This is a genomic window from Fibrobacter sp. UWB4 (genome assembly GCF_002210345.1).
Classification (GTDB): domain Bacteria; phylum Fibrobacterota; class Fibrobacteria; order Fibrobacterales; family Fibrobacteraceae; genus Fibrobacter.
In genome coordinates this window covers 1-23,634 of the sequence record NZ_MWQI01000004.1, presented here as the reverse complement: position 1 = coordinate 23,634, position 23,634 = coordinate 1, and the positions used below count along the sequence as shown (strand labels likewise).

Below are 23,634 nucleotides of genomic sequence, written 5' to 3'. Positions count from 1 at the left end.
GTTATTTCCTTTTTTCACTTTTGGGAGCCTTCTTCACGACAGCACTTGCGTTATTCTTCTTCATGAATTCTTCAATAGTTGCAAGCGTTTCAGCCGAAAGAATGTGTTCCATACTGCAAGCATCTTTGTCCGCAATCGCTTCGGAAACCCCCAGACGAATCAAAAACCCCTTGAGGAGAATGTGGCGGTTCAACACATCGGCGGCAGCCTTTCGGCCCTCTTCCGTGAGTTCCACACCGCTATAAGGTTCCTGCGTCACAAGCCCGAGTTTCTTGAGTTCGAGAATTGCCTTAGCCACAGAAGGCATCTTGACGGATAGTGCCGCCGCAATGTCCTTGACACGGGCAATTCCGTTCGCTAAACGAAGCATGTGCACCATCTCAAGATAGTCTTCGAGACTCTGGCTGAGCTTCACGTGATTGTGTTCCATATGATGATCCTTTTACGTTAACGTCGTCTAATTTAATTAGACATGACTAAATTTAATAAGCCCAGGCTAATTAGTCAAGGCTAAACTTTTATACTTTTTTACTATTACCCTAGCAAAAGCACCGCTATAACAGTAAAATACCACTCTTGTCATGCCCGCCCCCGAGCTCTTTGATCACTTAGTGCTTTAGCACTTATGTGAGCATGATCCGCGTATGGGGAGGGCATCTCCGTATTTTAAGCAAATCCTTATCTTTTACATATATATAGAGAATTTGACCATTTCTAAGGAAATTTGGGCATACCCTTCTGAACACGCGGTCTTTGCAAAAATTTTGCCTTTTGCTAGATTTCATATATGAACTTCCTTGAGCAAAAAATCCTTGCCGATGGCGTAGTCAAACCCGGCAACGTCCTTAAAGTTGACAGTTTCCTAAACCACCAGATTGACATCCGCCTGATGCAAAAAATCGGCGAAGAGTTCAAACGCCGTTTTGCCGACGTCCAGTTCAATAAGGTGCTCACCATCGAGGCAAGCGGCATTGCCATCGCGGCATTCATCGCCTACCTGAACGACGTGCCTGTAGTTTTTGCCAAGAAGGGCCAGACCGTCAACAGCACCGACGACAAGTACGTCGCCAAGGCATATTCCTTCACGCACAAAAAGTTCAACGATATTTTCGTTTCACGCCCCTACCTCAAGCCGACCGACAAGATCCTCATCGTGGACGACTTCCTCGCCGACGGTGAAGCCAGCAAGGCGCTCATCGACCTCGTGAAGCAAGCAGGCGCTGAACTCGTCGGTGTCGGCATCGCCATCGAAAAGGGCATGCAGCCCGGTGGCGCAAAGCTCCGCGCTGCAGGCGTACGCCTGGAATCCATCGCCATCGTCGATAGCATGGACCCCGAAACCGGATTCATCAAGTTCCGCGAACAATAATCATAGATTGCTTCGCCCCTTGCGGGACTCGCAATGACGTAATAAAACATTCAAAGTTCGCAATGACGAAACACAGCATCTAAGGTAAAGCATGAAGACTTCGGACAACATCTACCAGCTTGACGGACGCGTTCCGCTTTTACAGGCAATTCCATTCGGTTTGCAGCATGTGCTCGCCATGTTCGTGAGTAACATTACGCCGATCATCATCCTTGCAAACGTCGTCGGGATTGAAAAAGGCCTCACCGCCTCGCTCATCCAGAATTGCATGATTATCGCAAGCATCGGCACACTCATCCAGCTCTACCCCGTCTGGAAAATCGGCTCCCGCCTCCCCATTGTCATGGGCATCAGCTTCACATTCCTCTCCGTCTCCATTTCAATCGGAGCATCGCAAGGCATGGGAACGCTCATGGGCGCCGTCATCGTTGGCGGCATCGTCGAAGGACTTCTCGGTCTCTGCGCCAAATACTGGCTCAAACTCATCCCGCACATCGTCGCGGCTACCGTCGTGACCTCCATCGGATTTTCGCTTTTGCCCATTGGCGCGAATTCATTCGCGGGCGGTCAAGGCGCCGCTGACTTTGGTTCTGCACAGAACTGGATTGTCGGAAGCGTCACGCTCCTCACCTGCTTGCTCACGCAAGTTTTCGCCAAGGGATTCCTCCGCTCGCTCTCCGTACTCGTCGGCCTCATCGTCGGTTACATCCTCGCGCTCTTCATGGGCATGGTCGATTTCTCGGGCATTTCAAGCAATGGCTTTTTCGCACTCCCCAAGCTTCTCCCGTTCACTCCTGAATTTAACTTGGGCGCCATCCTCTCCGTCATCGCCATCTATCTCGTGTCCGCCACGGAAACCGTCGGTGACTCCAGCGCCCTTTGCAGCGGCGCCCTCAAACGCCAAATCCACAAAGCCGAAATGGGCGGAGCCATCAGCTGCGACGGCTTTGTGAGTTCCATTTCCGGGCTTTTCGGCTGCACCCCGATTACATCGTTCAGCCAGAACGTCGGACTCGCCTCGCTCTCCGGCGTCGTGAACCGCTTCGCCATCGCGACAAGCGCAGGCATCATGCTCCTCGGCGGTCTCTTCCCGCCCGTAGGCACCCTCCTCACAACCATCCCGCAAGCCGTTCTCGGAGGCTGCACCATCATGATGTTCGGCTCCATCCTCTTCGCAGGCTTCGGCATGATCGCAAAAAGCGGCTTCTCGCAGCGCAACATGATTATCGTTAGCTTGTCCTTAAGCACCGGTCTCGGATTCACATCCGCATCGCAGATGTTCAAAATCTTCCCGCAGATTATCCAGACCATTTTCGCTGAAAACTGCGTCGCCGTTGTATTCATCCTCGCCGTCCTTTTGAACCTGGTATTGCCCAAGGACAAGGAAGAAAAAGCCGCAGAAGCGAAATAACCATTAAACAAATTTTAATTAAAAACCCAGCCAAGCCGGCTGGGTATTTTTTTGCACATTACTTTTCCCCAAAGCTCACGCCAAACGATTTCGGCAGCACGATTTCCTTATAGGCGCTCATCAGGTAGTCATCGGTCATTCCAGAGACGTAGTCGGCGACAATGCGCGGGAGGGGTGTCGTTTCTCTGTACTTTTCGCCCAGCGATTCGCACCAGTGATTGATTCCTGTTGCCTTTTTCACGCCAGACTGGAGTTCATCAAGGCATTCTTCCAAGACGGTACGGAACATCATCCTGATTTTTTCGTCCTGGGTTGACTTTTTCGGGTTCAAATAGATGTTTTTGTAGTTCCAGTTTTTCAGTTGGTTAAGCGCATCGAAAACTTCCGGCGAAAAGACGAGCGTTTCTTTGTCTAGACTATTGTTGACAAGGTCTGTAATAAGCGTGTTTACAATTTCGCTGTTTTTGTTACCGAGAATTTTTGTGATTTCTTGGGGGATGTCTTCGCGTTTCACCAATTTCAAGATGATGGCGTCTTCGATATCACGGCCAACGTACGCAATCACGTCCGAGATTCGCATGACGCATCCTTCCAATGTCATCGGAACCATCTCTTTCGATTTCAGCGTTCCATTCAAGCTGTTTCTGTATTCTTCCAGCAGTTTTTCTGGAGTCTTGCTACGATTGCAGCCATATTCGTTTTTCAGGATTTCGCCGTTGTGACAAATGATTCCATCGAGCACTTGTGCGGTAAGGTTCAGCCCTTTGCCGTGCGCTTCAAGGTCATGGAACAGCCTAAAGCTTTGAACATTGTGTTCAAAAATTCCTTCACCATTCTCTTGCAAAAACTCCGAGACAATCCTTTCACCATCGTGTCCAAAAGGCGTATGGCCCACATCGTGCCCTAGCGAAATCGCCTCTATCAAGTCTTCGTTCAGGTTCAAAAAACGCCCAATGGTCCTTGCAATTTTCGCGACCAGCTGCACGTGCAACACACGATGCGTAATGTGGTCATTTTCAACAAGGTAAAAAGCCTGAGTCTTGTCAATGTATCGGCTATAGCAATAGGAATTGATAATCCGGTCTGCATCACGAGAAAAGTTCGGACGGATATCTTCTTGCGCTTCGTGATAGCGAATCGCAGCCGCAGACTTGCAGGCGTATTCAGCAAGCGAGTTTTCCTTTTCCATCAAGCGGGATTCAATTTCTTTCTTGACCGAAGCATTCCATTCCATAAGGCAAATCCATTAAGTGACAATATTTTTCGTTTTACAAAATATATAAAAACAGCAAAAAGAAAGCCCTGAAGATGGACTTCAGAGCTTTTTCTAATATTTAGGATTTTTTAAATCACTGGATCCTTCCGCCTTCGGCGTCAGGATGACGTTCAGGTCTAGATCCTTCGACTTCGCCCTTACGGGCTCCGCTCAGGATGACGCGACCCTTGGTCGCGTCACTTCACCACGATGTTCACGAGCTTGCCCGGAACGACAATGGACTTCACAACAGTCTTACCTGCCATGAACTCCTTCATTCTGTCATTTTCCATGGCGAGCTTTTCGAGGGCGGCCTTGTCCATATCCTTAGCGACGGATGCCTTCGCGCGGACCTTGCCGTTCACCTGGAATACGACTTCCACGGTGTTTTCCACGGCCTTGGAGTGGTCGGCTTCCGGCCAGGCGACGTTCGTGAGAGAACCTTCGTGACCGAGGATGCTCCACATTTCTTCGGCGATGTGCGGGGCAAACGGGTGCAGCAACTTGACGAAGGTTTCGCACGGTTCGCCCCTTTGCATTTGGGCGTTCCCCACCTTGGTGGCCATGCGCACTAAACAACAAATCGTTAAGTGCTGTCCGCCCACTGGCGTGGGTCGGGCTATATTTTAGGGGCAATCGTCTCCGCTTTGCTCGCCGCCCACCTCCTAAAACGGCACCACAGTGCCTCCCCAAGGGGTCACTATCCCTAACGCAGAAGCGAACATCAAAATGTATTACGACAATTCCTTAAAATCAAAGACAAAATCATCATTATTCGCAGAAAGCCATCTAAGATAGTTCATATCAATCTCTGCGATTTCTTTAATGCTTTGCCCTTTATATTTTCCATAGGTCAACACATCGTTTGGATGAAGAGGCTTAATGCTCTTATTTCTTTCCTCCATCACTTCATCCATATCAAAAAAGATATGCTCCGCATTTTCTTTAGCCCACTTTACCCACCCCCAATCAGAGCGGATAACTTCGGCCAAAGTCTTTCCCTTATGCTTGCCGACCTCCAAGACATCGTTTACACCATAAATTTTTGTCGGCTCCGCCGTCGATTCTCCCAGAATGTCTAGAAGCACCCATGAACCACAAGCAGCACACGGAATCCCCTGCGGCTCGGTATCACTCATTTTGCACCAACTTTGCTCGGGGTTATTTTCCGTGGCATCCGCACGTTCTCCATTCCTGAAATAGAATCCATAGGCGTAACCGTACTTTCCGCCTTTACCACCAGGCTTTACCACATGAACTTCTACAAACTGTGAGCGGTACCAATCAGAAATACGCCCATCAGGAAATCTCTGTGCACGAAACGGCAATGCTCTTCCTATGTTGTAATAGATAGAGATTAGGCTATTGTGGAGACCCTTTTGATTGATTGCCTTTATAAGTTTTTCTTTATCCATATATATCAAAGGACCTTTTCTACATATGCATCAAAAGTTTTTACAAGTCCTTCTAAAAAGGTAATGCATTTGGACAAATCATCTTTCTTTACAATGTGAGGTTGCGGATTTGTCGAAACACCTTTTGCATGGTGCACAATCTCACCACGCAAGGCAATCCATTTGTTCAATTGTTCTCGCGATTTAGCTGGTTCATAATTACTCCATTTCCAGCCTTCCGTAACATCTTCAATTCCCAAGAAATCCTTGTATAATTTCTTTGTTTTGTCGGATGTCGGCGTATTGAATCGTTTTAATTCTTCATCTAGTTTCTTTTGGAAAAAATCTCCTAGCGAGCATCCTTTTATCAACTTCATCTGCAGCGACAAGGACTCCGTCAAGCGATCCTCCACGTATGTTTCCCATGCCGTAAAAGCCATAACAAGTCCGGCACGTTTCAACACCTCAGCATTTTCAGGATTTGATTTACTCTGTTTGTCAAACATATCTAAAAGATTCTTTGAATCTTGGATGGATACATTAAATTTTTCTAGGGATTTAGACATAGGCTTTCTCTTTTTTCATAAATTCTTTACTTTACCGCATTTATCGTATCGCCGCCATGCTTGGTGACACGTGGGCGAATCGATATTTTCACAGGTCTTTGCGTAAACATTCTATCCGTAGCCTTATTCGCCCACAAGAAAGCTTCACCAGATGTAAGCGAAGACATTGCCATAGGCGTCAAAGTTTGCAAAGCGGTAATAGCTTTTTGAACATGTTTTACCCACGCAGGCGAACTAAACTTGTGCATTATGACAATAGAGCTCAGTTCAATAATTTCGCTTGGCAAGCTCATCGGATCCTGGCTAGCAATCATAATCGAAACGCCTTTATGCCTCATTTCACGAATTGCGGTAGTAATAGAACCGACAAGATCTTTATCGTTCATGTATTTATGAGCTTCATCAAAAACAATGAACTTGTTAAACTGTTTGCCGTCAATATCTTTAACACTTGCAAAAATATTGAGCATCACAACAAACAATCCTAACGCTTCATTTTTTTCAATAAATTCATCACGCAAATCCACAATAATCAAGCGACCAGGACGCATATATTTTTTTAGAGAGCAATCATTCAAAATATAATCTTCTGCAAATTTCAATTTTTGCAAAGCCAAATTCTTTTGAGAATTTGACAGGAATGCATTCTGATTAACACCCATCCTAATGTTTGTTAGAGTCATATCATAGCGACACGCTTTCATTATCTGCTTCAATTCTTTCACATACGTAGATTCATTACCTATAGCGCCAAGCAGGAACATCCAATCGGCAACATTTAATTCCGAGGCAGCAAATCCAATGGGAGCAATTTCAATATCAGGATATTCACTCTTTCTCTTTTCAACTTGACTATTGGGAGTAAGGAGCAAAACATCTTTTACAGATCCAGCTTCGGCACCATATTCTTGTTTCAAACGAGCAAGCTGTCTTTCGTCATCATTTGGATAAACCATTGATGTGAACTCAGGGGCATAATCCATGCTCTCGCTATAATGGAAAATGACACTAGCAAGAGGTGCTGGCAACTTATTCACTTTACTAAACTGTTTCAAAGTCATTTCTGCAACAGTTCCAATTGTATAACTCTTCCCAGCCCCTTGAACACCGAACAAACTGACAGTATTGCATTCGTTCAAATCAATACCGATTAATCGTTTGTTATCTACAGTTTTTCCAATAATGCCATATTGCGGAGTTTCAGCATCTGTTTTCCCAATAAGAACATCGTAAACAGGGGGAACAAAAACACTATCTACATTCTCCAGAACTTTCACATCACTAGATCTTTCATCCTTAGGTGAATTATCAACAACAGGTTTTGATTCCGAAGTAGTTTTTTCCTGAGTTTCCTTTGAAGGGGTTTCTGGTTGAATCGGTTCTTCCTCTAAAGTCGCCGATTCTGTTTCTTTCGGAATGAAATCTGCAGGTACTTCAGTTACAGCCGTACTAGCATTCACATCTTTTCTATCGGCATTTTCAACATCATCAGATTCAGGTTCTTCTTGACGTTCTTCAGGCAAAACACCACCATCTCGCAAAGTTCTAATCCGCACAATGCTTTCTTTGCGATTTGGTTCAAAAGCGTTACAGAAATCCTTATCATTGTCAAGTTGTTTCAGGCGTTCCGTATTCAATGTCGCATTATCACCCAGAATTTCACTAATGACGGATTCGCCCATCGTAAAAATGCAACTATCGCCTTCAAAACATTTCTTTTGGCGTTCATGTTGGCTAAAGTTATATATCACACCAATTTGCTTGAACTTTAGGTTATAATCCAACTTTTCCAATTCTGACAAGAATACCAAATATTCTTCAGCAACAATCGGGTCTAATTGTGCATAGCGCTGAGACCTCTTGATATAGAAACTCAACAAATCAACTAATTCCAAAATCTGGAGTTCTCTATCCAATCTCTCTGGACTACCATCTAACGGTTTACCAAATCGTTGTTGCAAAGCAGACACAGTATTGATAAGTTGAGCCTGTATTTTACATTTCAAGTCATTTTCTTCGCTTTCACTCAGAGATTTTCTGCACTTTATTTCAACAACGGTAAATACAATTTCCTTGGATTCAACATCAATATTTACAAGCAAATTGTCAGCACGTTCACGATCGCCCGTATCAAGATCCGCAAACAGTTCTTGATGCAAATCGATAGGGATAATAAAAGCCTCGTTTAACAAACCTTTCTTCTTCAGGAACCGCTTTGTCAGGGTCGTCCCTAAAACTTCAAAAGCCTTGTTTCTTGTGGTTCCAGCTTGCATAATGAGAGAACTACTAACAGTTCTCACATCTTCAAGTAATTCTAAGAACTGCTCATTACCAGACAAATCAATTCCATACTCGCTAAACATCGGCTTCATTAGCCCCTCAATTTCACTTGTGGGCTTAGAAGTCAAGAAAGCCGATGTTCCCGCAGATTCTTGTCCTGGAATATAATCCAGCAAATAAGGAATCTTTTGGTTTTCACCCGAACTCGCCGGAAGGTCGAAGAATTCAGGCCCCATGTTCTTATCGAATGTCACCACCCAATCAGAAACATCGTGAACCAAATTAAGGAGAACACGGTCGGATTCCTTCAAAACTAATGTTGTCGTAGGCAACGAACTGTCTATGGTATTAGACATTATCTTACCCACCAAATTTTGAATGTTTTTTAACAAATCAACTTCTGTGTTAGCAAATTCCTCTACAGGATTCGGCAAGATTTTTTCAGATATATAGCGATACCACGTGGAGTCGCCACCATTTTCCTCATACGCAATTACGCTACGGCAAATCAAGGAATTCAAGTAGAAAGATCGATCTAATTTATTGGGTCGCACCAAAGATGATTGAATCTGGAACGGATTTATCAAGAACGAAATATGGGCTTGATAATGGTTTGGGTCTTGAATAAATTGCTGCGTATCATTCAAGGAGAAACGTATTTTTGGAAAAAGTCGATTACGCGATGCTTGCGAAAAGGCCTCCGCACCTTCGGCGACATTGGATTCCGGATTTATAAGTTCTCGAAGAGCACTTCCAGATTTTATCAAATTCGACTCTGAAAAGATTCTTATTTCATAAGTCAATGCAGAGTTTTTCAATTCAATTGACTTCAAGGCATTTACAAAAGAAATCGCATCACCCGCATTGAACAAGTTCAGAACTAATTTTTTCGCATAAGGATGCGATTTGGCAAATCGGTTGATGTATTTTTCCACCAATTCAGCACTAACATCGCTGTCAATAATCTTATCGCTGGAGATATTGAGCAAGGACGATGTATAAGCCTTTATTTGCCTTGCATCAGAAGACAAAGACTTATCCTTGCTTATTGCGGGGCGAGAATAAATTCCCCATCCAAATGTTATTTCACCAATATATTGATACGGGTCTTGCAACTTTTCATCAGCCAAGATTAATGGAGCTACATCCATTTTCAGTTTGCCATAGAAAAGCTGGTCCAGTTTTTTTGTCCAAGATTTCCGGTATGCATCAAACTCTTTTGTACTGTTTTCCCAATTTTGGAACAAACCCCATAGATTTACCATCCAACCCAAACGAAGTGGATGCAAAGGCGAAATAAGGCAAACATCGGTGTAAGTCCCGTTAGGAAGTTCCACCTCCAATTTAACCATATCAATAAACTGAACGGCAACAGAGTCACTTTCCGAAAGATTCTGAGCCGACAAATCAGCCAACCAGGAATTATATTCCGCCAAATAATTTATAATCAAGTCTTGGTTATTTGCAATATCAAATGTTTCAAGCAAGCCAGAATCTTCTTTTGCCGACTGCGAAATAACCTCAAACAATTCAGACCTTAATTTTTTTAATTCGACTGGAATTTTATCTTGAGACAAAGCGCTAAATCGTAAACTTTGCAAATTTACATCAGTTATATTCGCACCAACTGTAGCATTGATATATCCAAACGTATCTCGATTTTTTAAGAAGGATGTTTCTAGGGCAATAAGTTTCTTTGGCAACTGTATTTGGAACGCAAATTTAGACGACAAATCAAACTGGAAAATGTCATTCAAGGAACCATGCTGCCAACCATTTTTGGGTTCATCGTATTCATCCAGTTCAATTTCTTTATCGCTCACTAACAGCGATACTCGTTGACGGATGAACCCCTGCAAAAATGTATTGACCTTCGCTCTTTTTTCAACTTCTTCAGACTCTTCAAGTTCGTCAGAAGATACGGCATTGTTTATTGTAAACACAACGGTTTCATTACAATAGGCAGCCTGATTATCCAATCGAAATTGTTCTTTGGACTTTTCCGGATTTTCAGCCTTTTCTTCCTCCCATTTACTTTGTTTTTCTTCGTCCTTAAAATCGTTATCCACATTAAGCACGACATCATTTTCGTCAATAGCATTGACACGAAGCATATAATCACCGGATTCGTATGCTTCGTTTTCAATATTAACGGACATTTTGCGTTTGGCACTTTTTCGATTGGCACCAAGTTTCGCTTTCTTTAGCGTATCCACCAACGTAAAGTCTTCACGCCTTATCAAGCATATTTCAAACGCCATAATATCCGGGTTTTGCGCTGGAGCCGGATCAACAATAACTGTAAAAGAGATTTTCCCTTTTTTCTTTCCATCCTTAATGTTTAGCACTAAATTTCCAGAGGGATCCTTTATTAATTCTTCACCATCCTTTTTGCCAGGTGTCAAGTCTGCATAGACCTTAACATTTTTCTTGTTTACGGCAACCGTGAGATAGCTTTTCCATCTAGAGAAATTAAGCTTAGGGTATTTCTCATAAATTCTTTTGCAAAGCTCAATGCTGTCACGAACATCTTTCTCCTTTGTCAAGAAATCAATAACTTCATTTTGAATGGAATCCGGGCTTAAAGGAAGCTTATTGACACGATCGAGCTCTGTTAGTGAAAAATCACAGAGCAGAGATGTACACATCTCAAAATTCAACTTGAAATAACGTTTTAAGTCCTGTTCATTTTTCGCCAAATCCGAATCAGGGATCATCCCCATAAATTGGAGACCATCGCCCCACGATTCCAAAGAATAATTTTCAGCATCAACAAAAAGCAAATAGTTTACTAGATTGCTCAAATCATCTGATGCAAATAGTTTAAACTCTGCAAATGCGTTATAAAATATCTGGAAGAGATGCGATTTATCTTGGGGAATTTTGGAAAGCAAAAAGGCAAAGAACTCTTTCTGTAAATCCGACACAGACAATTCCTGAAATGCAGCACCATAGGAATCTTCAGCAGATGTTGAACTATCCGATGGAATCAAGGCAAGAATTGCATCAGGGCTTTCATTTCTGAGTTCAATCAATTTCGAAGCATGGACATAATCATCACCCGAAAGTGAATCCGAAAGAATAAACGTCTTGACAGACGGATTTATTTTTCGCAGCGGAGCAATTATCCTTTGAAGTTTGTCAAGCGACAAACCTGTAATTTTCATTCGGTGTCCCGGCTTAACTTCTTTAATAGTCTTCTCATAACGAGAAACAACGAATCTGAGAAACTTGTCGTAATACAATTCCTGAATACTCATGACAACACCTTAGTTAAAATTGTAACGGGGACGAATTTTTTGCAATAAGCAAGCATCGCTCAAATCTGTATAGAAACCGATTTGCCGCAACTTATTCTTGAACGCATCCATATTTTCCTTAAATGCTGAACATGTTTCCACGTCTGCATTCTTGAATCGAGAATCGCCAACGCCATTGATAATCAAGCCATACCGAGAACGAATCAGTTGAGCCAATTCATCAATAGACAACGATTTGGACTGATAATTTCCACCATCAATAGGTTCCAGAACCAAAATTTGAACCAGCGTTTCCAGTAGTTTTGAACCTAAGGCTCCACGTCTCGGATATTTTCTGGAACGGCCATCCGCAAGTAATTTTGATGGCGAATTTTTCATTGTTGCTGCATCAATAAACTGTCTAAGATATTTGTATTGAGAAAAACCTAAATTCGAAGACTCTAATAAATAAACAAATTTCTGGAAAGAAGAGTAATCCTTAAAATATTTGAATTGTTCTTCATAGTCTTTTTTATCAAATTCCTTTTCGCTTACATCAGGCAAATCGCTCAACACATCCTGTAATCGGATATTAAAATATTCTTCACTCAACCCATCTTTAATCTTTTGAAGAACCTGAGCGATAGTCACCTTTGTATTATTTCTCGAAAGCCAATTTTGAACAACATCTATGGAGTATGTCGCTCTAATATACCGACGATAATTATTTTCGTTCTTTTCAAAATCATCCTTAGCATATTTTGAAATCCTACTATTCAAATCATCCGTTACATCAACAATCATCGTCCAATCATCTTCAACATCGATTCTTCCCTGGTCAACCATTTGAGGCAATAGATAGACCAATTTCATCGTATATAAAGCGAGATGAAATCCACAAAGAATCTTGAAGTATTCAATAAATACGGATCTTGGCAATTTTTCTTGATAAACAAGAAGACGGCGAACATCATCATTGAATAAATCAGATTGCTTTTTCAGCAATGGTTCAGGAGTGTCCTTTGTATTAAGAGTTTTCGTTTCCTTCAGTTCTTTAACTAGATAAAGAATTCCTGCGGTGTCCACATCAAGATCCGCAGATTTTACAAGAGAATTACTATTTACATCCCACCCTTTACAAAGATACTGCTTTAAACCAGCAAGAACCTCTGGACAGCTTCGTAACATAAGATACAACTGGTCCGATGTATTATAGTCGCGGCAATACTTTAGATTTTGAATTCTAAAACTCAGCAAATGCATTGGTTTAAGACTACAAACTTTTTCCTTAATGACGTTGCCTCGGAAAACCATTTCAAGTAGATTGCTACGTAGCCAGTCTTCAACTGCGTCAAAATTTTTTTCGGCATTAGAAACTAACCCATCTTTTTCCAGCAATTCAACATATTCAGTTAATGTTTTTACATCATGCTCCTTTTTAACCTTCAGCGTTAGAGAAACTCCATCTGTATAAATAAGCATGAACAATTTTGTCAAAACACGCTCTAGAACAACCAACTTAGTATCAACAGCAAAAATTTGAGGATTACGGAATATCACTGTACCTTTTTTCAATTTCAACATCATACTAGTTATTCTCCTGCTTTAAGGATTCGAACACAATATGTTTATTCTCGTCAAGACGAATAACGGTAAACTTCTGATTATTCTTGGTGACAATAATTTCCTTGTAAGTCTTACTCTGCAACAGATTCTTGAACACCTGCAATTCAATAAATCGCCCTTGCAGGTCGTTTACAGACGGGCTAAAACCATTCTGGATAAACTTGAGCATTTCGTACAAGTCAAGTGAAACCGTCAATTGAATATGTTTCTCAGCTTTATGCCTAAAAATAAAGCTGTCACTTTCATATTCAACATATTGTGTCAAATGGTCTGTTTTATTCACAAACAATTCAAATTCATCAATCGGGAATCTTCGATAACTTTTTGATATCGGATCATTCGACTGCGAGCTGGCCAAAAGAAGATGAGCCTTTGACAATTCCGCATTTTCGCAACCTTCGCTAATGGAAATAGCCTTTGCCAAATTCAGTTTAGATTCAGCCAACTTGTCAGCACTTTCATCACGTAGAGATTCGTAAAAATCTGTAATGTAGCGATACGGCAAGCGACGTTTGAATTTGAGGTTGCCTTCAAAATATTGATGTCGAACAAAAACCTTCTGTACGCATTCAATTTCATTACGTTCATTTTCATCATCCATTTGCCAAATCGGCTTCATCCCTACCCCATTAAAGTCATCAATAAGGTTCTGTTTCCTATCACTAAACAGTAAGTAATTTTCCGGAGTTTTCTCCTTATAATACAAATCGCGGTCAACTGCAGGCCAAGCCACTTCGGCAATATCCGTTTCTCGCAGCATGCGAATTAAACGGTCATTAGAATCCAATGTCGGTAAATCAAAGGAGGCAACATTCGGCTTTATTGCCGGTGCTGTAATATTGAAATAATAGTATTGCCAATAATAGCTCCGCAATCCTTCCGTTTGCACAATATCGATAAGCTTTTTCACTTGTTCACACGAATAATCACGTGTAAGCATATAAGCAATCATTGAACGTAAATCACGCATTGTCACATGCAATTCGCGCTTATAGACTATTGTGCGTAGCAACCATTCCAGACGGTTCGTCACTTCAAGACCAACACTACTATCCCTGAAAGTGTCTGCATTATACTTGATAAAGCATTTTTCTGCAACAGGGCAACCTTCGCATTTTGTCCACAATTCGCTTGCAACCATCTTTTGAATTTGCTGTCCCAACAAGCTCTGAGAATCACCTTCTCTTGCTGTAATCGACCTCAAATTGAGATTAATTACAATTAATCCGGGGAGCAACTCTACATGGCCTTCGTTGAAGAAGAATTCCTCAATGTTTGTTTCAAACTTCTTTAATCTTGGTTGTTGGCTGAGGAAATCTACAAGTCTGCCTTCATTAATAGCAATAATGCGACCTTCCGAAGCCTTGGTATAATCATCCAAATCAAAGAACGGCTCAAAGAAAGAATTCAAAACATCATTGTTCAGCTTTGTATCTTCATCCTGTGAGCCATCATAGTTGGTTTCAAACTTCACGCCATTGATGGTGAACGTGCTGCCATTACCGACGGTTTTAGCCTGCACGGGAGCATTACGGCTTTCTATTTGCTTGATAAACGCAGTCTTACCATCACCTGCATTACCGGTAATTACAACCAGTTTGTATTTCAAGTTCGTGATATCGTCAATGAGGCGTTTATCCAACTTTGTCTCGATATAGGTCAAATCATCAAAACTATTAGTCGTTTTTGATTTGGCGACAACACCACTATTGCCATGACTACTCTGGCTATAAAGGGTATTAAGATAATCTACATAATCGGTTCTTTTGCCATCGGAATCTAAACGGATTATTTTTTCCGTTTCCTTAAGCATTCCGTTCAGCCCAATTTTTTCAAGAGCGGCAAGCATTTCCGCCGCATTCGCAAATCTTTCCGCTTTGTCAGTCTTGATAGAACGCATGACAAATGCTGCAAATTCTGGAGAAAGTCTTTCTGCATATTGCGCAATATCTGCAGGCTCTACGCCAACGATAGGCTGATTATTTTTTCCTAGCCAGGGATATGTATGAGCAATTAACTGATAAATTGATACTCCAAGAGCAAAAGTATCTGCAGAGCAATCCCAGTTGATAACAGAACTTCCCTGAATCAAGTCTGGAGCTAGATAAGGATATGTTCCTGCAAAAGCCTTATCGTCTATTTGGGATGATATATTAAAGTCGATCAGCACATATCGAGAAGACTTGTCCCAAATAATATTATTGGGCTTGACATCACGATGGTACATCGGCGGATTTTGTTCCTGCATGTACTTGAGAGCATAAAGGATTTGACGAACCATTTTATATAGTTCGTTCATGGTCATCTTCAAATCACCTTCGACAAACTTATTCAAGTTGTCGCCCTCAAGCAGCTCCATTAAAGTATAGAAGAAACCCTGAGTTGTTATTCCGTTGTAAATGAACTTTACGATATTATCGTGAGACAATTTATTGAGTGTCTGATATTCATTTATCGTTTCTTGTGCAGAAGAATCTCTGTCAAAAATTTTGATGGCGTAAAATTTGTTCTGTAACGTCTGCTTAGCCTTAAAAACACGGCCAAAACCACCTTTCCCCAGCGGTTCATACAAGACAATCTCCGGAGTTACCTGATCACCTGGTTTCAAATCCTCAATTTTCTTTTGCGTTTGATTAGCAATGGGAGACTCGGCCTGTTTTTTGCGAATAGATTCCTGGGCAGCAGGCTTTAAGTTGATGTTGATAAACTCAATCATTTCCTCAGCGGAGGCAAAACGATTATTGACATCAACAACAACAGTCTTTCGCACCAGTTCATCGAACCAAGGAGGCAATTGAGAAATCACCTTGGATGGCATCAGCGATTCATCTAGTTTTCCTCCATGCACCCTGAAAGACTGTGAATCATTAAATGGCAACTTACCCGTCATCAGTTCGTAAAAGACTACTCCTAAAGAGAACAAGTCGCTAGATGCACAGACATCATTGTCATCTTGTTCAGGAGAAACATAGGGAGAATCTTTCGTCGGCACAAGTTCGGTTGCGACAGTGTAACCCATTGTCTGATGTTCGGTAAACCACGAAAGTCTGAAATTCGCAAGGGCTGCCCCAGAGTTTGTTACATAGATATTCTCTGGGCAAACATCACGATGGAATATTCCTTCAGAATGAGCCTCTTTCAAGGCATTTGCAATATCAAGGACAATCTGGATTTTTTCCAAGTCGGTCAAAGTCTTCTTTTTTATATGAGCCCGTAATGTAGATTCTTCCATGTACAGGCTTTTTTCATAATAAAAACAACCGTCTTCGCTTAGAATACTTTCACACGGAATAATGTTTCCGCGGAAACCAAGTTTTTCATGAACATACTTGGCATTTTCGGCCTTTCTGCGAATAGTATCAAGTTCTTGTTTGGACTTTTCCGCGTAATCCAGCGGATACTCTCTAATTTTATACTTTCTATCTGCAAAGAACTTTGCCTTACACAAGTATTCCGTAAACGAATCTGTCTCTTGCAAAACCTCGATGATTTGATAGTCCAGAAGGACTTTTCTTCTTCGACGATATTGTGCAACCGATGCACTACCAGTTAAAAAATCGACAATGTCTTTCTGATATGCTTTTATAGCATCTGGAGCCTTACGGACTTTTGCGTTATCTTTAATAAAATCAATAAGCGGTTTTTCTAGCAAAAAAATCTGGTCATACGATTTGCTGTAATGGTCAATACCTGTTTTTGACTGACCCGGAAAACTCAGCGTTACCGCAGTCTGTACGAAGGCCCCGCCCCACAAATGGTTATGAGACCTTAACATAGAAGCCAAGATGCGTGTTTTGCGTTCTGCAGCCACAAACGGATTTTTTCGTTCGGCCCCATTTACAAACCACGCATAATCATCACCTTGAAGATTGCCACCCCAATCCTTATTTTCAATATGGTAAATGGCATGGGGAGCAACCACAATGCAATCGTATTCACTGCTAGCCACAAGACCCTGCGGATTTTTATTGGCATATTCTCCGTTAGGAACAATCCAGTAATCGGCAGGAAGATTGTTCTGCAAATAATCAATCAGGCGTTTTTCGCCTGCATTGACAAAACCATCGCTATGAACAGGGAATTTTACTTGAGCCATATAAAAACCTTTTCTAACAGAAGTTATACTTTCCAACCATCAATTTCTTTTTCAACTAGAGAAATAGCCAAAGATTCTTTTTCAGCTGCAGAATCACTAGCCCAAACATATTCGTTAATTTTTTGGATAATTTTTCTTTGAATTTGTTCATCTAAAATGGGCAAATCAATATCAGCAACAAAATCTTCACCCAAAGTAACGATTACCGAACCATAAGCAAGAGATTGCAACAATTCTCGACCTTCTTCAGTATTCAAATAAGCAAAAACATACGATGGCTTTATCTTTTGTTCATCTAGCAGCAATCGCAATGCATGTTCTGAAACGGCCTTCTTATTTAACAAATCACCAATTAAAACACTATTTCCAACGGTTCCAGATCGAGAAATTAATATTTCATTCTTATGAACTTGCATCATTTTTAGTGAAGGGGTATTTACGCTAATATTTTTGGAGTAACGCAAAGCGTTAAACAACATCATATCAGACGAAGACAAAAAAGGAACCCCCTCTTTAGAATAAAGTCTTTTTCCCCGATTGCCTACAAATATTTTTTCAGCCTTCGGGCCTATTTTTTCGTATCTCAGACCTCTTTTACGTCTTTTAACAAATTCCTTTTGTGCAATTTGATAATGTGAATCTAATCGATTAAATTTTTTCAAGATCTGCTTTGTAGAAACAGTAGATGTGCAAAATTCTCTCTTATAACATTCAGGATTTAAGCACTTTTCAAATTCAGATACAGCCTCGTTTAAGAATCTATTCGCTTCTTCGCGGAGACGGGCACTTTCCTTAATTAAATTATCTACTTTTTCTTGAAACTTTGCAGGAAACTGTGGTATAGGCAAAGATGCAACAAAATCAGGCTCTATATGCTGAATAACCGCACCAAAGGTTCCCTGCGTCAACAAGGAATGTCCATAAGAACTCGATAGATACGCATAGACAAAACCCGCCCTGAGGATGTTATTAGGATCTATCCTAATAACATCCTCAGAAGCTAGCTTCTGAGCATGTTGCTTAGTAGCCCAGGCCGTATTACCTATAGTTCCAGAACGAGATATCAGAATCCACCCTTCTTGCAGTCGCATCTGTTCAATACACGGAGTGTATTTCTTTGACGCTAGTTTGACATTTTCAAGATCGGCCTGTAAAATATCAGAACTACTCAAAAACGGAATCCCATTTTCACGTTTTTGGACATATACACGTTTCGCTCTATTGCCGTAGAATATTTGGTTAGCAGCATCGCCAACTTTCATAATTTTGTATGGCGAAGCAGCAATCTTTCTGCGAACAACAACACCATCACTCAAATGGAAAGAGGCATCAATACGAAAGCCATTCGATTTGAATACTCGTGTTTTTATCTTGGAAATTTTCATTTATGCGCTTCCTTAAATTTTGCATACGCATTTACAACTTCAGGAAGGTCGTCATCAAGTTTTTTGATTCTTTCCTTACGCTCACGGACTACTTCTCGACCGCGTTCGTCGCGAGTCAGCCATTTTTTTACATTGTCAAAAAGCAGTTCTGCTCCGTCATCATCCCTCTTGTAAATAGGAACACCGCGACGGTCCTTGCCGACATGTTCCACAATTGCCATAAACACATCGTAATCTTCATCATCGATAGAAATCAATTGTTCCTTAGCAGTTTTCTTTTGCAAGAACAACAGCGAAGCCTGCACACCGACCTGCGGCAAGAATGTCTCCACCGGCAAATCTACAGACGCTAACAACTTGAAATGTTTCAAAATCCAAATTCGCGTTTCTTCCATATTCGGATTGCCAAGAATGCCATCCGGCAAGACAATCGCCATTTTTCCACCAGGCTTCAAGAAATTATAACAGGCTTCGATAAAAAGAACTTCAGGAGCGTTACTCCCCAATTCACGGCCTAAATAGTAACGTTCGGCGATTTCCTTATCGACTTCCACCTTGGAACCAAACGGCGGATTTGTGAAAATCATATCGAATTTACCCTGAGCGTTATCATCAGCCGTTTCAAACTTGAACTTTTTATCCTTACTTACAGCAATACTTTCGTTAACTTTTTCTGCAACCTTAGGAACATCGGGTTTTGAGCCTTTCGGATAGTCAAGAGAATTAATATTGAACACATTGGCGTGACCGTCGCCAGCCATCACCATGTTCATCCTTGCCGCCTTCTTCAAATCGGGGTCAAAGTCAAAACCGAAAATCATGTTCTGCGCATATTCGCGAACTTTCTCTTCAACCTTTTCCGAATTGCATTTCGCTTCCAGGCGAACATCATCTAATTCCGGCCAAATATTTTTCGCAATCTTGTGACGAACATGATCCAGCACCATCACGATAAATCCACCAGAGCCGCATGCTGGGTCCAGAACACGAGTGTTCTCATCTGGGTCAAGCATTTCCACCATGCACTTGATGATGTTTCTTGGAGTAAAGAACTGCCCCGCTTCTTGCTTTAATGTATTCGAAACGATGGTTTCGTAAGCGGTTCCCTTGACATCGACAGTTGCGTCCAAAAAAGAATACTTGGAAAGTTCCGCCGCAACAAAGGCCAAGCCACGATCAGACAAGTTGATAGACTCGTTTCCATCAAAGACATCGCTATACAAGCCATCTTCTTTCAATTTGCGGAAAATGCCTTTAATTCTATCCGCGACAGCCTTTTGCCCTTCAGGGGTATTCTGCTCCTTGACGCCCACCCAAAACTGGCGACGATAAGATTTCCCTTCACGAGCATCCGTAAAGCGTCTCTTTTCATCATAGAGTTTGCAGAATATCAAATTCAGCAATTCCCAGAAAGCAGTCTTCTTCATTCCTTCGTTACCATAGATGTAATCGTGGCAACGCTTGAAAGCCTTCACTAAAGATTCGTTGGCGGGTTTTCGCGGCATCGCGTGGTCACCCGCTTTTTCCAAATCTTCCAGAGTTTGCCCTGCCGCCGGGAAATCAGAAATGTCCTCGATTTCGACTTGACCGAAAGCGTCCTCCGTCTTTGAGACAAACGCCAAATCCTCGCCATTCGTCCAGCACCCAAAGTCACAATTCGTATAGGAAAGAATATCGTCCAATACAGCATGGACTCCGGCTTTAGAATCATTCGATTTTACTTTAGCATCCTTCGCAACGACGACGGCACGAATCAAATTCGCCTGATCGTGTTCACGACCCGACTCAAAAACGGCCAAGTCAATCTTAACACGGCGTTTCTTTCCTTCATCGTTTTCAAACGCTATCTGGAAATCCCTTTGCAAGTCAGACATGTCAAAGCCATATTCTTCTGACATCATCTGAATCATGTATTGCAAGTTCCGCTCTTTTTCGGTCGCCTTGACAATCTTGTTTATCAGGATGCAAATCAGTTGATCATCGTTCAAGACGATTTCTTCGGTAGTTTCTGGTTCTGGTGAACGCTTAGCCATGGGAACTCCGTTACGTGAAATAAGAAATGTTCTGGAAATATGAGCCGTTGTATTTTTGAACGAATATGCTTAAACGCGAGGCAAAGAAAACCTCGACCTGATATTTCAATACAAACGTCGGCCCAATCAATAAAACCTCGACTAGATTTCACTCTTATGCCGACAGCAGATTTTGCGATTTTCGGGAAAAGAAAAAGCGCGAGCCATCTGCATGTCGTAATCGAGGCTCCGCAAAGCCTGTTCAATGACAAGTGCAAACAGCTCGCGCACAAATGTGCGCGAGCGTTCACCCTGTTCCTATTGAACTTGAAATTTTGCCGATTTCGATTACAGGAACAAGAGTAAAAACCCTATGTGCTTTTAATTTAAATAAAAGTACATGACAAAGAATGTCTTAGCCTAAAAAAGGGGATAAAAAGGGCATAATCAGCAAAAAATGCTGAATTTTGGCTAAAATTGCCATCCTCGGGATTGGGGGCCTATTTTGCCCTTCTTGATTATCGTAGGAATAGTGGCATCACTTATGTTTTGTAGCGGCAAAACCCCTTTTTGGGGCAAAAAAAGCAGTTCGAAAAATAAATATTCGTCAAAATTGTCGAAAATCATTGTTTTTTATTCCGAAACATTGTATATTTGGCATTAAATTAGACAAATTTGACGGAGTAAGTTCATGCTTTTAGAATTTGGCGCTCGAAATTTCTTTTCTTTTAAAGAAGGCTTCACCTTTTCCCTTGAATTAAACGGGAACTGTCCCAACAGCATTTCAAAAGGAAGAAAAACAGCCAACATTATGGGCATAAAAGGAGCCAACGCATCTGGCAAAACAAATGTGCTCAGAGCACTTTCCTTTATAAAATATCTTTGCACAGATTCCTACAATTCGGCTCCTAAATCAGAAATTCCCTTTGACAATTTTTTCGGGAATAACGACCCTACAGATCTTTTTTGCCGCTTTACCATTAATGGAAAAAATTATTTGTACGAAGTCAGCCTAAACAAAAATGAAATTACATCTGAAGAGTTGTCCTTCGACGAAACGGAGCATTTTATTTTCAAAAGACAATTAGACAAACTTGTTTCTGTCGACAAAGAATATGAAGAACTTAATCAAATAAGAATTAGAAACAATGTTTCTATCATTCATTTGGCAAAGCAAGGCGAGTTCGACTCGCTGGAACCTTTTTTTGCATTCTTTGACAATATTTTAACAAATGTAACGGATTCTGGTTTAAGTAATTACCATTTGGACAAATCGCTAATTTGCGAAAACTACAAAAAAAATTATCCCGAACGATTCGCTAATGTGAAAAATATTTTAAAAAGAGCCGATACAGGCGTTGTTGATGTAAAAATAGCAAGATCCTTGTCACTTAAAGGAGAGACTCAATATTACCCAGTCTTTTATCACAATTTCAATGGAAAAGATTATGCAGTCCCCTTTTGGCACGAATCTAGCGGGACAAGAAAACTATTCTATGATTTAGCCCTTTATTATGACGTTTTAGATCATGGCGGAACACTTCTGCTAGATGAATTTGATATCAATTTACATCCTAATCTTTTGCCAATGTTAATTGATCTCTTTGATGATTCTGAAAAGAATCTAAATAATGCTCAAATGATTTTCTCTACACATGACACTGCAATCATGGATCGTTTAGGTAAATATCGTACATATTTGGTTAACAAAGAAAACAACGAAAGCTTTGGATACAGACTAGACGAAATCCCTGGCGACATTCTTAGAAATGATAGACCAGTTTCATCTCCATACAGAAATGGTAAGGTCGGGGGAGTTCCTAAAGTATGACGAAGAATAAACAAAAGTATCAAAACTCACGAACGCTTCAGTATATCAACGACTATCCAGAGACAATCGTTGAAACGGCAGGAATTGCACCGTTATTAAAATTTAATCTGAAATTTTTAGAAGTCAATCAAAAAGACGCTGGATTTTGTGCGCTCGAAGATCTTACTGATTCCGATCGTGAAATGCTGCTAGATAAAATGAAATGGTTTTCAACCGAATCCAGATTCACATGGGAGACAAAACCAACAGGCAGAGGAGAACGGCCTCTACTGGTCGTGTATGACAACATACCAGGCAAATCAAAAGCAAAACACCCAAAGAATGTTCCTAGCGATGTCTCATGGGCAAGATTCAGACTTGAAGGTCGTTTTAGATTAGTAGGTTTCTTCATTCCTGATTCTTTAGATAAATGTCCTTACAAAGCAAACGGAAGAGAGTATTACTACGACCGCAATACATTCTATGTTGTATTCCTCGACCCAGATCACAACTTTTATCCTGTTTAAGCACTACTCAAAGTTTTAAAGCCCGGGCGTTACGGGCGCGGCGACTGAGCGCCCGTTAGAAAGGGTAGCGAAAGACCCGACCGGGGGGGGGGGTTATAACAAAAGACGCCCACTCAATGAGTGGGCGTGATTATAAGGGCGGGGCGGGGCTGAAGCGAGGGGAAGGCTTTCCCCTCCCAACAACTTACTTCACCACGATGTTCACGAGCTTGCCGGGAACCACGATGGACTTCACAACAGTCTTACCTGCCATGAACTGGGCTCTTCGAACCCTTGCCCAATCGCCTCGGAAATGCCCACGCAAGCGTGGTCGCTTCACTCGGCTCAGGGGCAATCTTTCATGCGTTCATTACGCAGGCTTGACAACGACGTTAACCAATTTCCCCGGCACAGCAATTATCTTGACAACCTGCATGCCCTTGGTAAACTCCTTGACACGATCGTTGTCAAGTGCGAGTTTCTCAAGTTCAGCCTTGTCCATATCCTTCGCGACAGAGGCCTTCGCGCGGACCTTGCCGTTCACCTGGAACACGACTTCCACGGTGTTTTCCACAGCCTTGGAGTGGTCGGCTTCCGGCCAGGCAACGTTCGTGAGCGAGCCTTCGTGACCGAGGATGCTCCACATTTCTTCGGCGATGTGCGGGGCAAACGGGTGCAGCAACTT

15 protein-coding genes and 1 pseudogene are annotated in these 23,634 nt (G+C 41.8%); 4 read left to right on the top strand and 12 right to left on the bottom strand.

Features of this window, described 5'->3' with window-relative positions; translation table 11 throughout:
* Position 1 precedes the first annotated feature (1 nt).
* Positions 2-430, bottom strand: coding sequence for a metal-dependent transcriptional regulator (locus B7990_RS08275; RefSeq protein WP_088640514.1), 429 nt, complete (start codon positions 428-430; stop codon positions 2-4).
* A gap of 357 nt (positions 431-787) precedes the next feature.
* On the opposite strand from B7990_RS08275, the gene B7990_RS08270 reads away from it, so the two are divergent.
* Both B7990_RS08270 and B7990_RS08265 read left to right on the top strand, forming a co-directional pair.
* Positions 788-1,369 carry a xanthine phosphoribosyltransferase gene (locus B7990_RS08270; protein ID WP_014546335.1) on the top strand — a complete coding sequence of 194 codons (582 nt, stop codon included), beginning with the start codon at positions 788-790 and terminating at the stop codon, positions 1,367-1,369.
* 91 nt (positions 1,370-1,460) lie between these two features.
* The gene (locus B7990_RS08265; protein WP_088640513.1) at positions 1,461-2,780 is read left to right on the top strand and encodes a nucleobase:cation symporter-2 family protein; all 1,320 of its coding nucleotides are present in this window, start codon (positions 1,461-1,463) and stop codon (positions 2,778-2,780) included.
* Positions 2,781-2,838: 58 nt separating this feature from the next.
* On the opposite strand, the gene B7990_RS08260 is transcribed toward B7990_RS08265, so the two are convergent.
* The 9 genes and pseudogenes from B7990_RS08260 to B7990_RS08220 all read right to left on the bottom strand — a co-directional run bounded on the left by B7990_RS08260 (position 2,839) and on the right by B7990_RS08220 (position 20,654).
* Positions 2,839-4,014, bottom strand: coding sequence for a deoxyguanosinetriphosphate triphosphohydrolase family protein (locus B7990_RS08260; RefSeq protein WP_088640512.1), 1,176 nt, complete (start codon positions 4,012-4,014; stop codon positions 2,839-2,841).
* 218 nt (positions 4,015-4,232) lie between these two features.
* Positions 4,233-4,553 (bottom strand): annotated as a pseudogene (locus B7990_RS08255) (class I tRNA ligase family protein); the annotation flags it as partial.
* Positions 4,554-4,769: 216 nt separating this feature from the next.
* Complete coding sequence (locus B7990_RS08250) at positions 4,770-5,450, bottom strand: hypothetical protein (protein WP_088640646.1); 681 nt, start codon at positions 5,448-5,450, stop codon at positions 4,770-4,772.
* A gap of 5 nt (positions 5,451-5,455) precedes the next feature.
* Positions 5,456-5,995: a HEPN domain-containing protein gene (locus tag B7990_RS08245; protein WP_088637352.1), complete on the bottom strand. Its 540-nt coding sequence runs from the start codon at positions 5,993-5,995 to the stop codon at positions 5,456-5,458.
* Between the two features lie 26 nt (positions 5,996-6,021).
* Positions 6,022-11,535: an ATP-binding protein gene (locus tag B7990_RS08240; protein WP_088640511.1), complete on the bottom strand. Its 5,514-nt coding sequence runs from the start codon at positions 11,533-11,535 to the stop codon at positions 6,022-6,024.
* 9 nt (positions 11,536-11,544) lie between these two features.
* A complete protein-coding gene (locus tag B7990_RS08235; RefSeq protein WP_088640510.1) occupies positions 11,545-13,101 on the bottom strand; it encodes a hypothetical protein in 1,557 nt (518 codons plus the stop codon).
* A gap of 1 nt (position 13,102) precedes the next feature.
* Positions 13,103-17,236, bottom strand: a complete 4,134-nt coding sequence (locus tag B7990_RS08230; protein WP_088640509.1) for a protein kinase — start codon at positions 17,234-17,236, stop codon at positions 13,103-13,105.
* Between the two features lie 23 nt (positions 17,237-17,259).
* Complete coding sequence (locus B7990_RS08225; protein WP_088640508.1) at positions 17,260-18,621, bottom strand: restriction endonuclease subunit S; 1,362 nt, start codon at positions 18,619-18,621, stop codon at positions 17,260-17,262.
* Positions 18,618-20,654 (bottom strand): class I SAM-dependent DNA methyltransferase, encoded by a 2,037-nt coding sequence (locus B7990_RS08220; protein ID WP_088640507.1) that lies wholly within the window; start codon positions 20,652-20,654, stop codon positions 18,618-18,620. The genes B7990_RS08225 and B7990_RS08220 overlap by 4 nt, the downstream gene beginning before the upstream one ends.
* A 670-nt stretch (positions 20,655-21,324) precedes the next feature.
* On the opposite strand from B7990_RS08220, the gene B7990_RS08215 reads away from it, so the two are divergent.
* Together B7990_RS08215 and B7990_RS08210 are read left to right on the top strand one after the other, a co-directional pair.
* Positions 21,325-22,464 (top strand): ATP/GTP-binding protein, encoded by a 1,140-nt coding sequence (locus B7990_RS08215; protein ID WP_088640506.1) that lies wholly within the window; start codon positions 21,325-21,327, stop codon positions 22,462-22,464.
* Entirely contained in the window at positions 22,461-22,970 is a 510-nt protein-coding gene (locus B7990_RS08210) for a hypothetical protein (RefSeq protein ID WP_088640505.1), read from the top strand. The genes B7990_RS08215 and B7990_RS08210 overlap by 4 nt, the downstream gene beginning before the upstream one ends.
* Positions 22,971-23,154: 184 nt before the next feature.
* Here B7990_RS08210 and B7990_RS15105 read toward each other — a convergent pair whose 3' ends face one another.
* Complete coding sequence (locus B7990_RS15105; RefSeq protein ID WP_254917405.1) at positions 23,155-23,289, bottom strand: hypothetical protein; 135 nt, start codon at positions 23,287-23,289, stop codon at positions 23,155-23,157.
* A gap of 30 nt (positions 23,290-23,319) precedes the next feature.
* A partial coding sequence (locus B7990_RS08205) for a class I tRNA ligase family protein (RefSeq protein WP_141099242.1) occupies positions 23,320-23,634 on the bottom strand: 315 nt, incomplete at its 5' end.

What these genes read in the sequence shown, in the direction of transcription:
- B7990_RS08275 (WP_088640514.1), bottom strand. Translation starts at nt 430, where the DNA reads ATGGAACACAATCACGTGAAGCTCAGCCAGAGTCTCGAAGACTATCTT.
- B7990_RS08270 (WP_014546335.1), top strand. Translation starts at nt 788, where the DNA reads ATGAACTTCCTTGAGCAAAAAATCCTTGCCGATGGCGTAGTCAAACCC.
- B7990_RS08265 (WP_088640513.1), top strand. Translation starts at nt 1,461, where the DNA reads ATGAAGACTTCGGACAACATCTACCAGCTTGACGGACGCGTTCCGCTT.
- B7990_RS08260 (WP_088640512.1), bottom strand. Translation starts at nt 4,014, where the DNA reads ATGGAATGGAATGCTTCGGTCAAGAAAGAAATTGAATCCCGCTTGATG.
- B7990_RS08250 (WP_088640646.1), bottom strand. Translation starts at nt 5,450, where the DNA reads ATGGATAAAGAAAAACTTATAAAGGCAATCAATCAAAAGGGTCTCCAC.
- B7990_RS08245 (WP_088637352.1), bottom strand. Translation starts at nt 5,995, where the DNA reads ATGTCTAAATCCCTAGAAAAATTTAATGTATCCATCCAAGATTCAAAG.
- B7990_RS08240 (WP_088640511.1), bottom strand. Translation starts at nt 11,535, where the DNA reads ATGAGTATTCAGGAATTGTATTACGACAAGTTTCTCAGATTCGTTGTT.
- B7990_RS08235 (WP_088640510.1), bottom strand. Translation starts at nt 13,101, where the DNA reads ATGATGTTGAAATTGAAAAAAGGTACAGTGATATTCCGTAATCCTCAA.
- B7990_RS08230 (WP_088640509.1), bottom strand. Translation starts at nt 17,236, where the DNA reads ATGGCTCAAGTAAAATTCCCTGTTCATAGCGATGGTTTTGTCAATGCA.
- B7990_RS08225 (WP_088640508.1), bottom strand. Translation starts at nt 18,621, where the DNA reads ATGAAAATTTCCAAGATAAAAACACGAGTATTCAAATCGAATGGCTTT.
- B7990_RS08220 (WP_088640507.1), bottom strand. Translation starts at nt 20,654, where the DNA reads ATGGCTAAGCGTTCACCAGAACCAGAAACTACCGAAGAAATCGTCTTG.
- B7990_RS08215 (WP_088640506.1), top strand. Translation starts at nt 21,325, where the DNA reads ATGCTTTTAGAATTTGGCGCTCGAAATTTCTTTTCTTTTAAAGAAGGC.
- B7990_RS08210 (WP_088640505.1), top strand. Translation starts at nt 22,461, where the DNA reads ATGACGAAGAATAAACAAAAGTATCAAAACTCACGAACGCTTCAGTAT.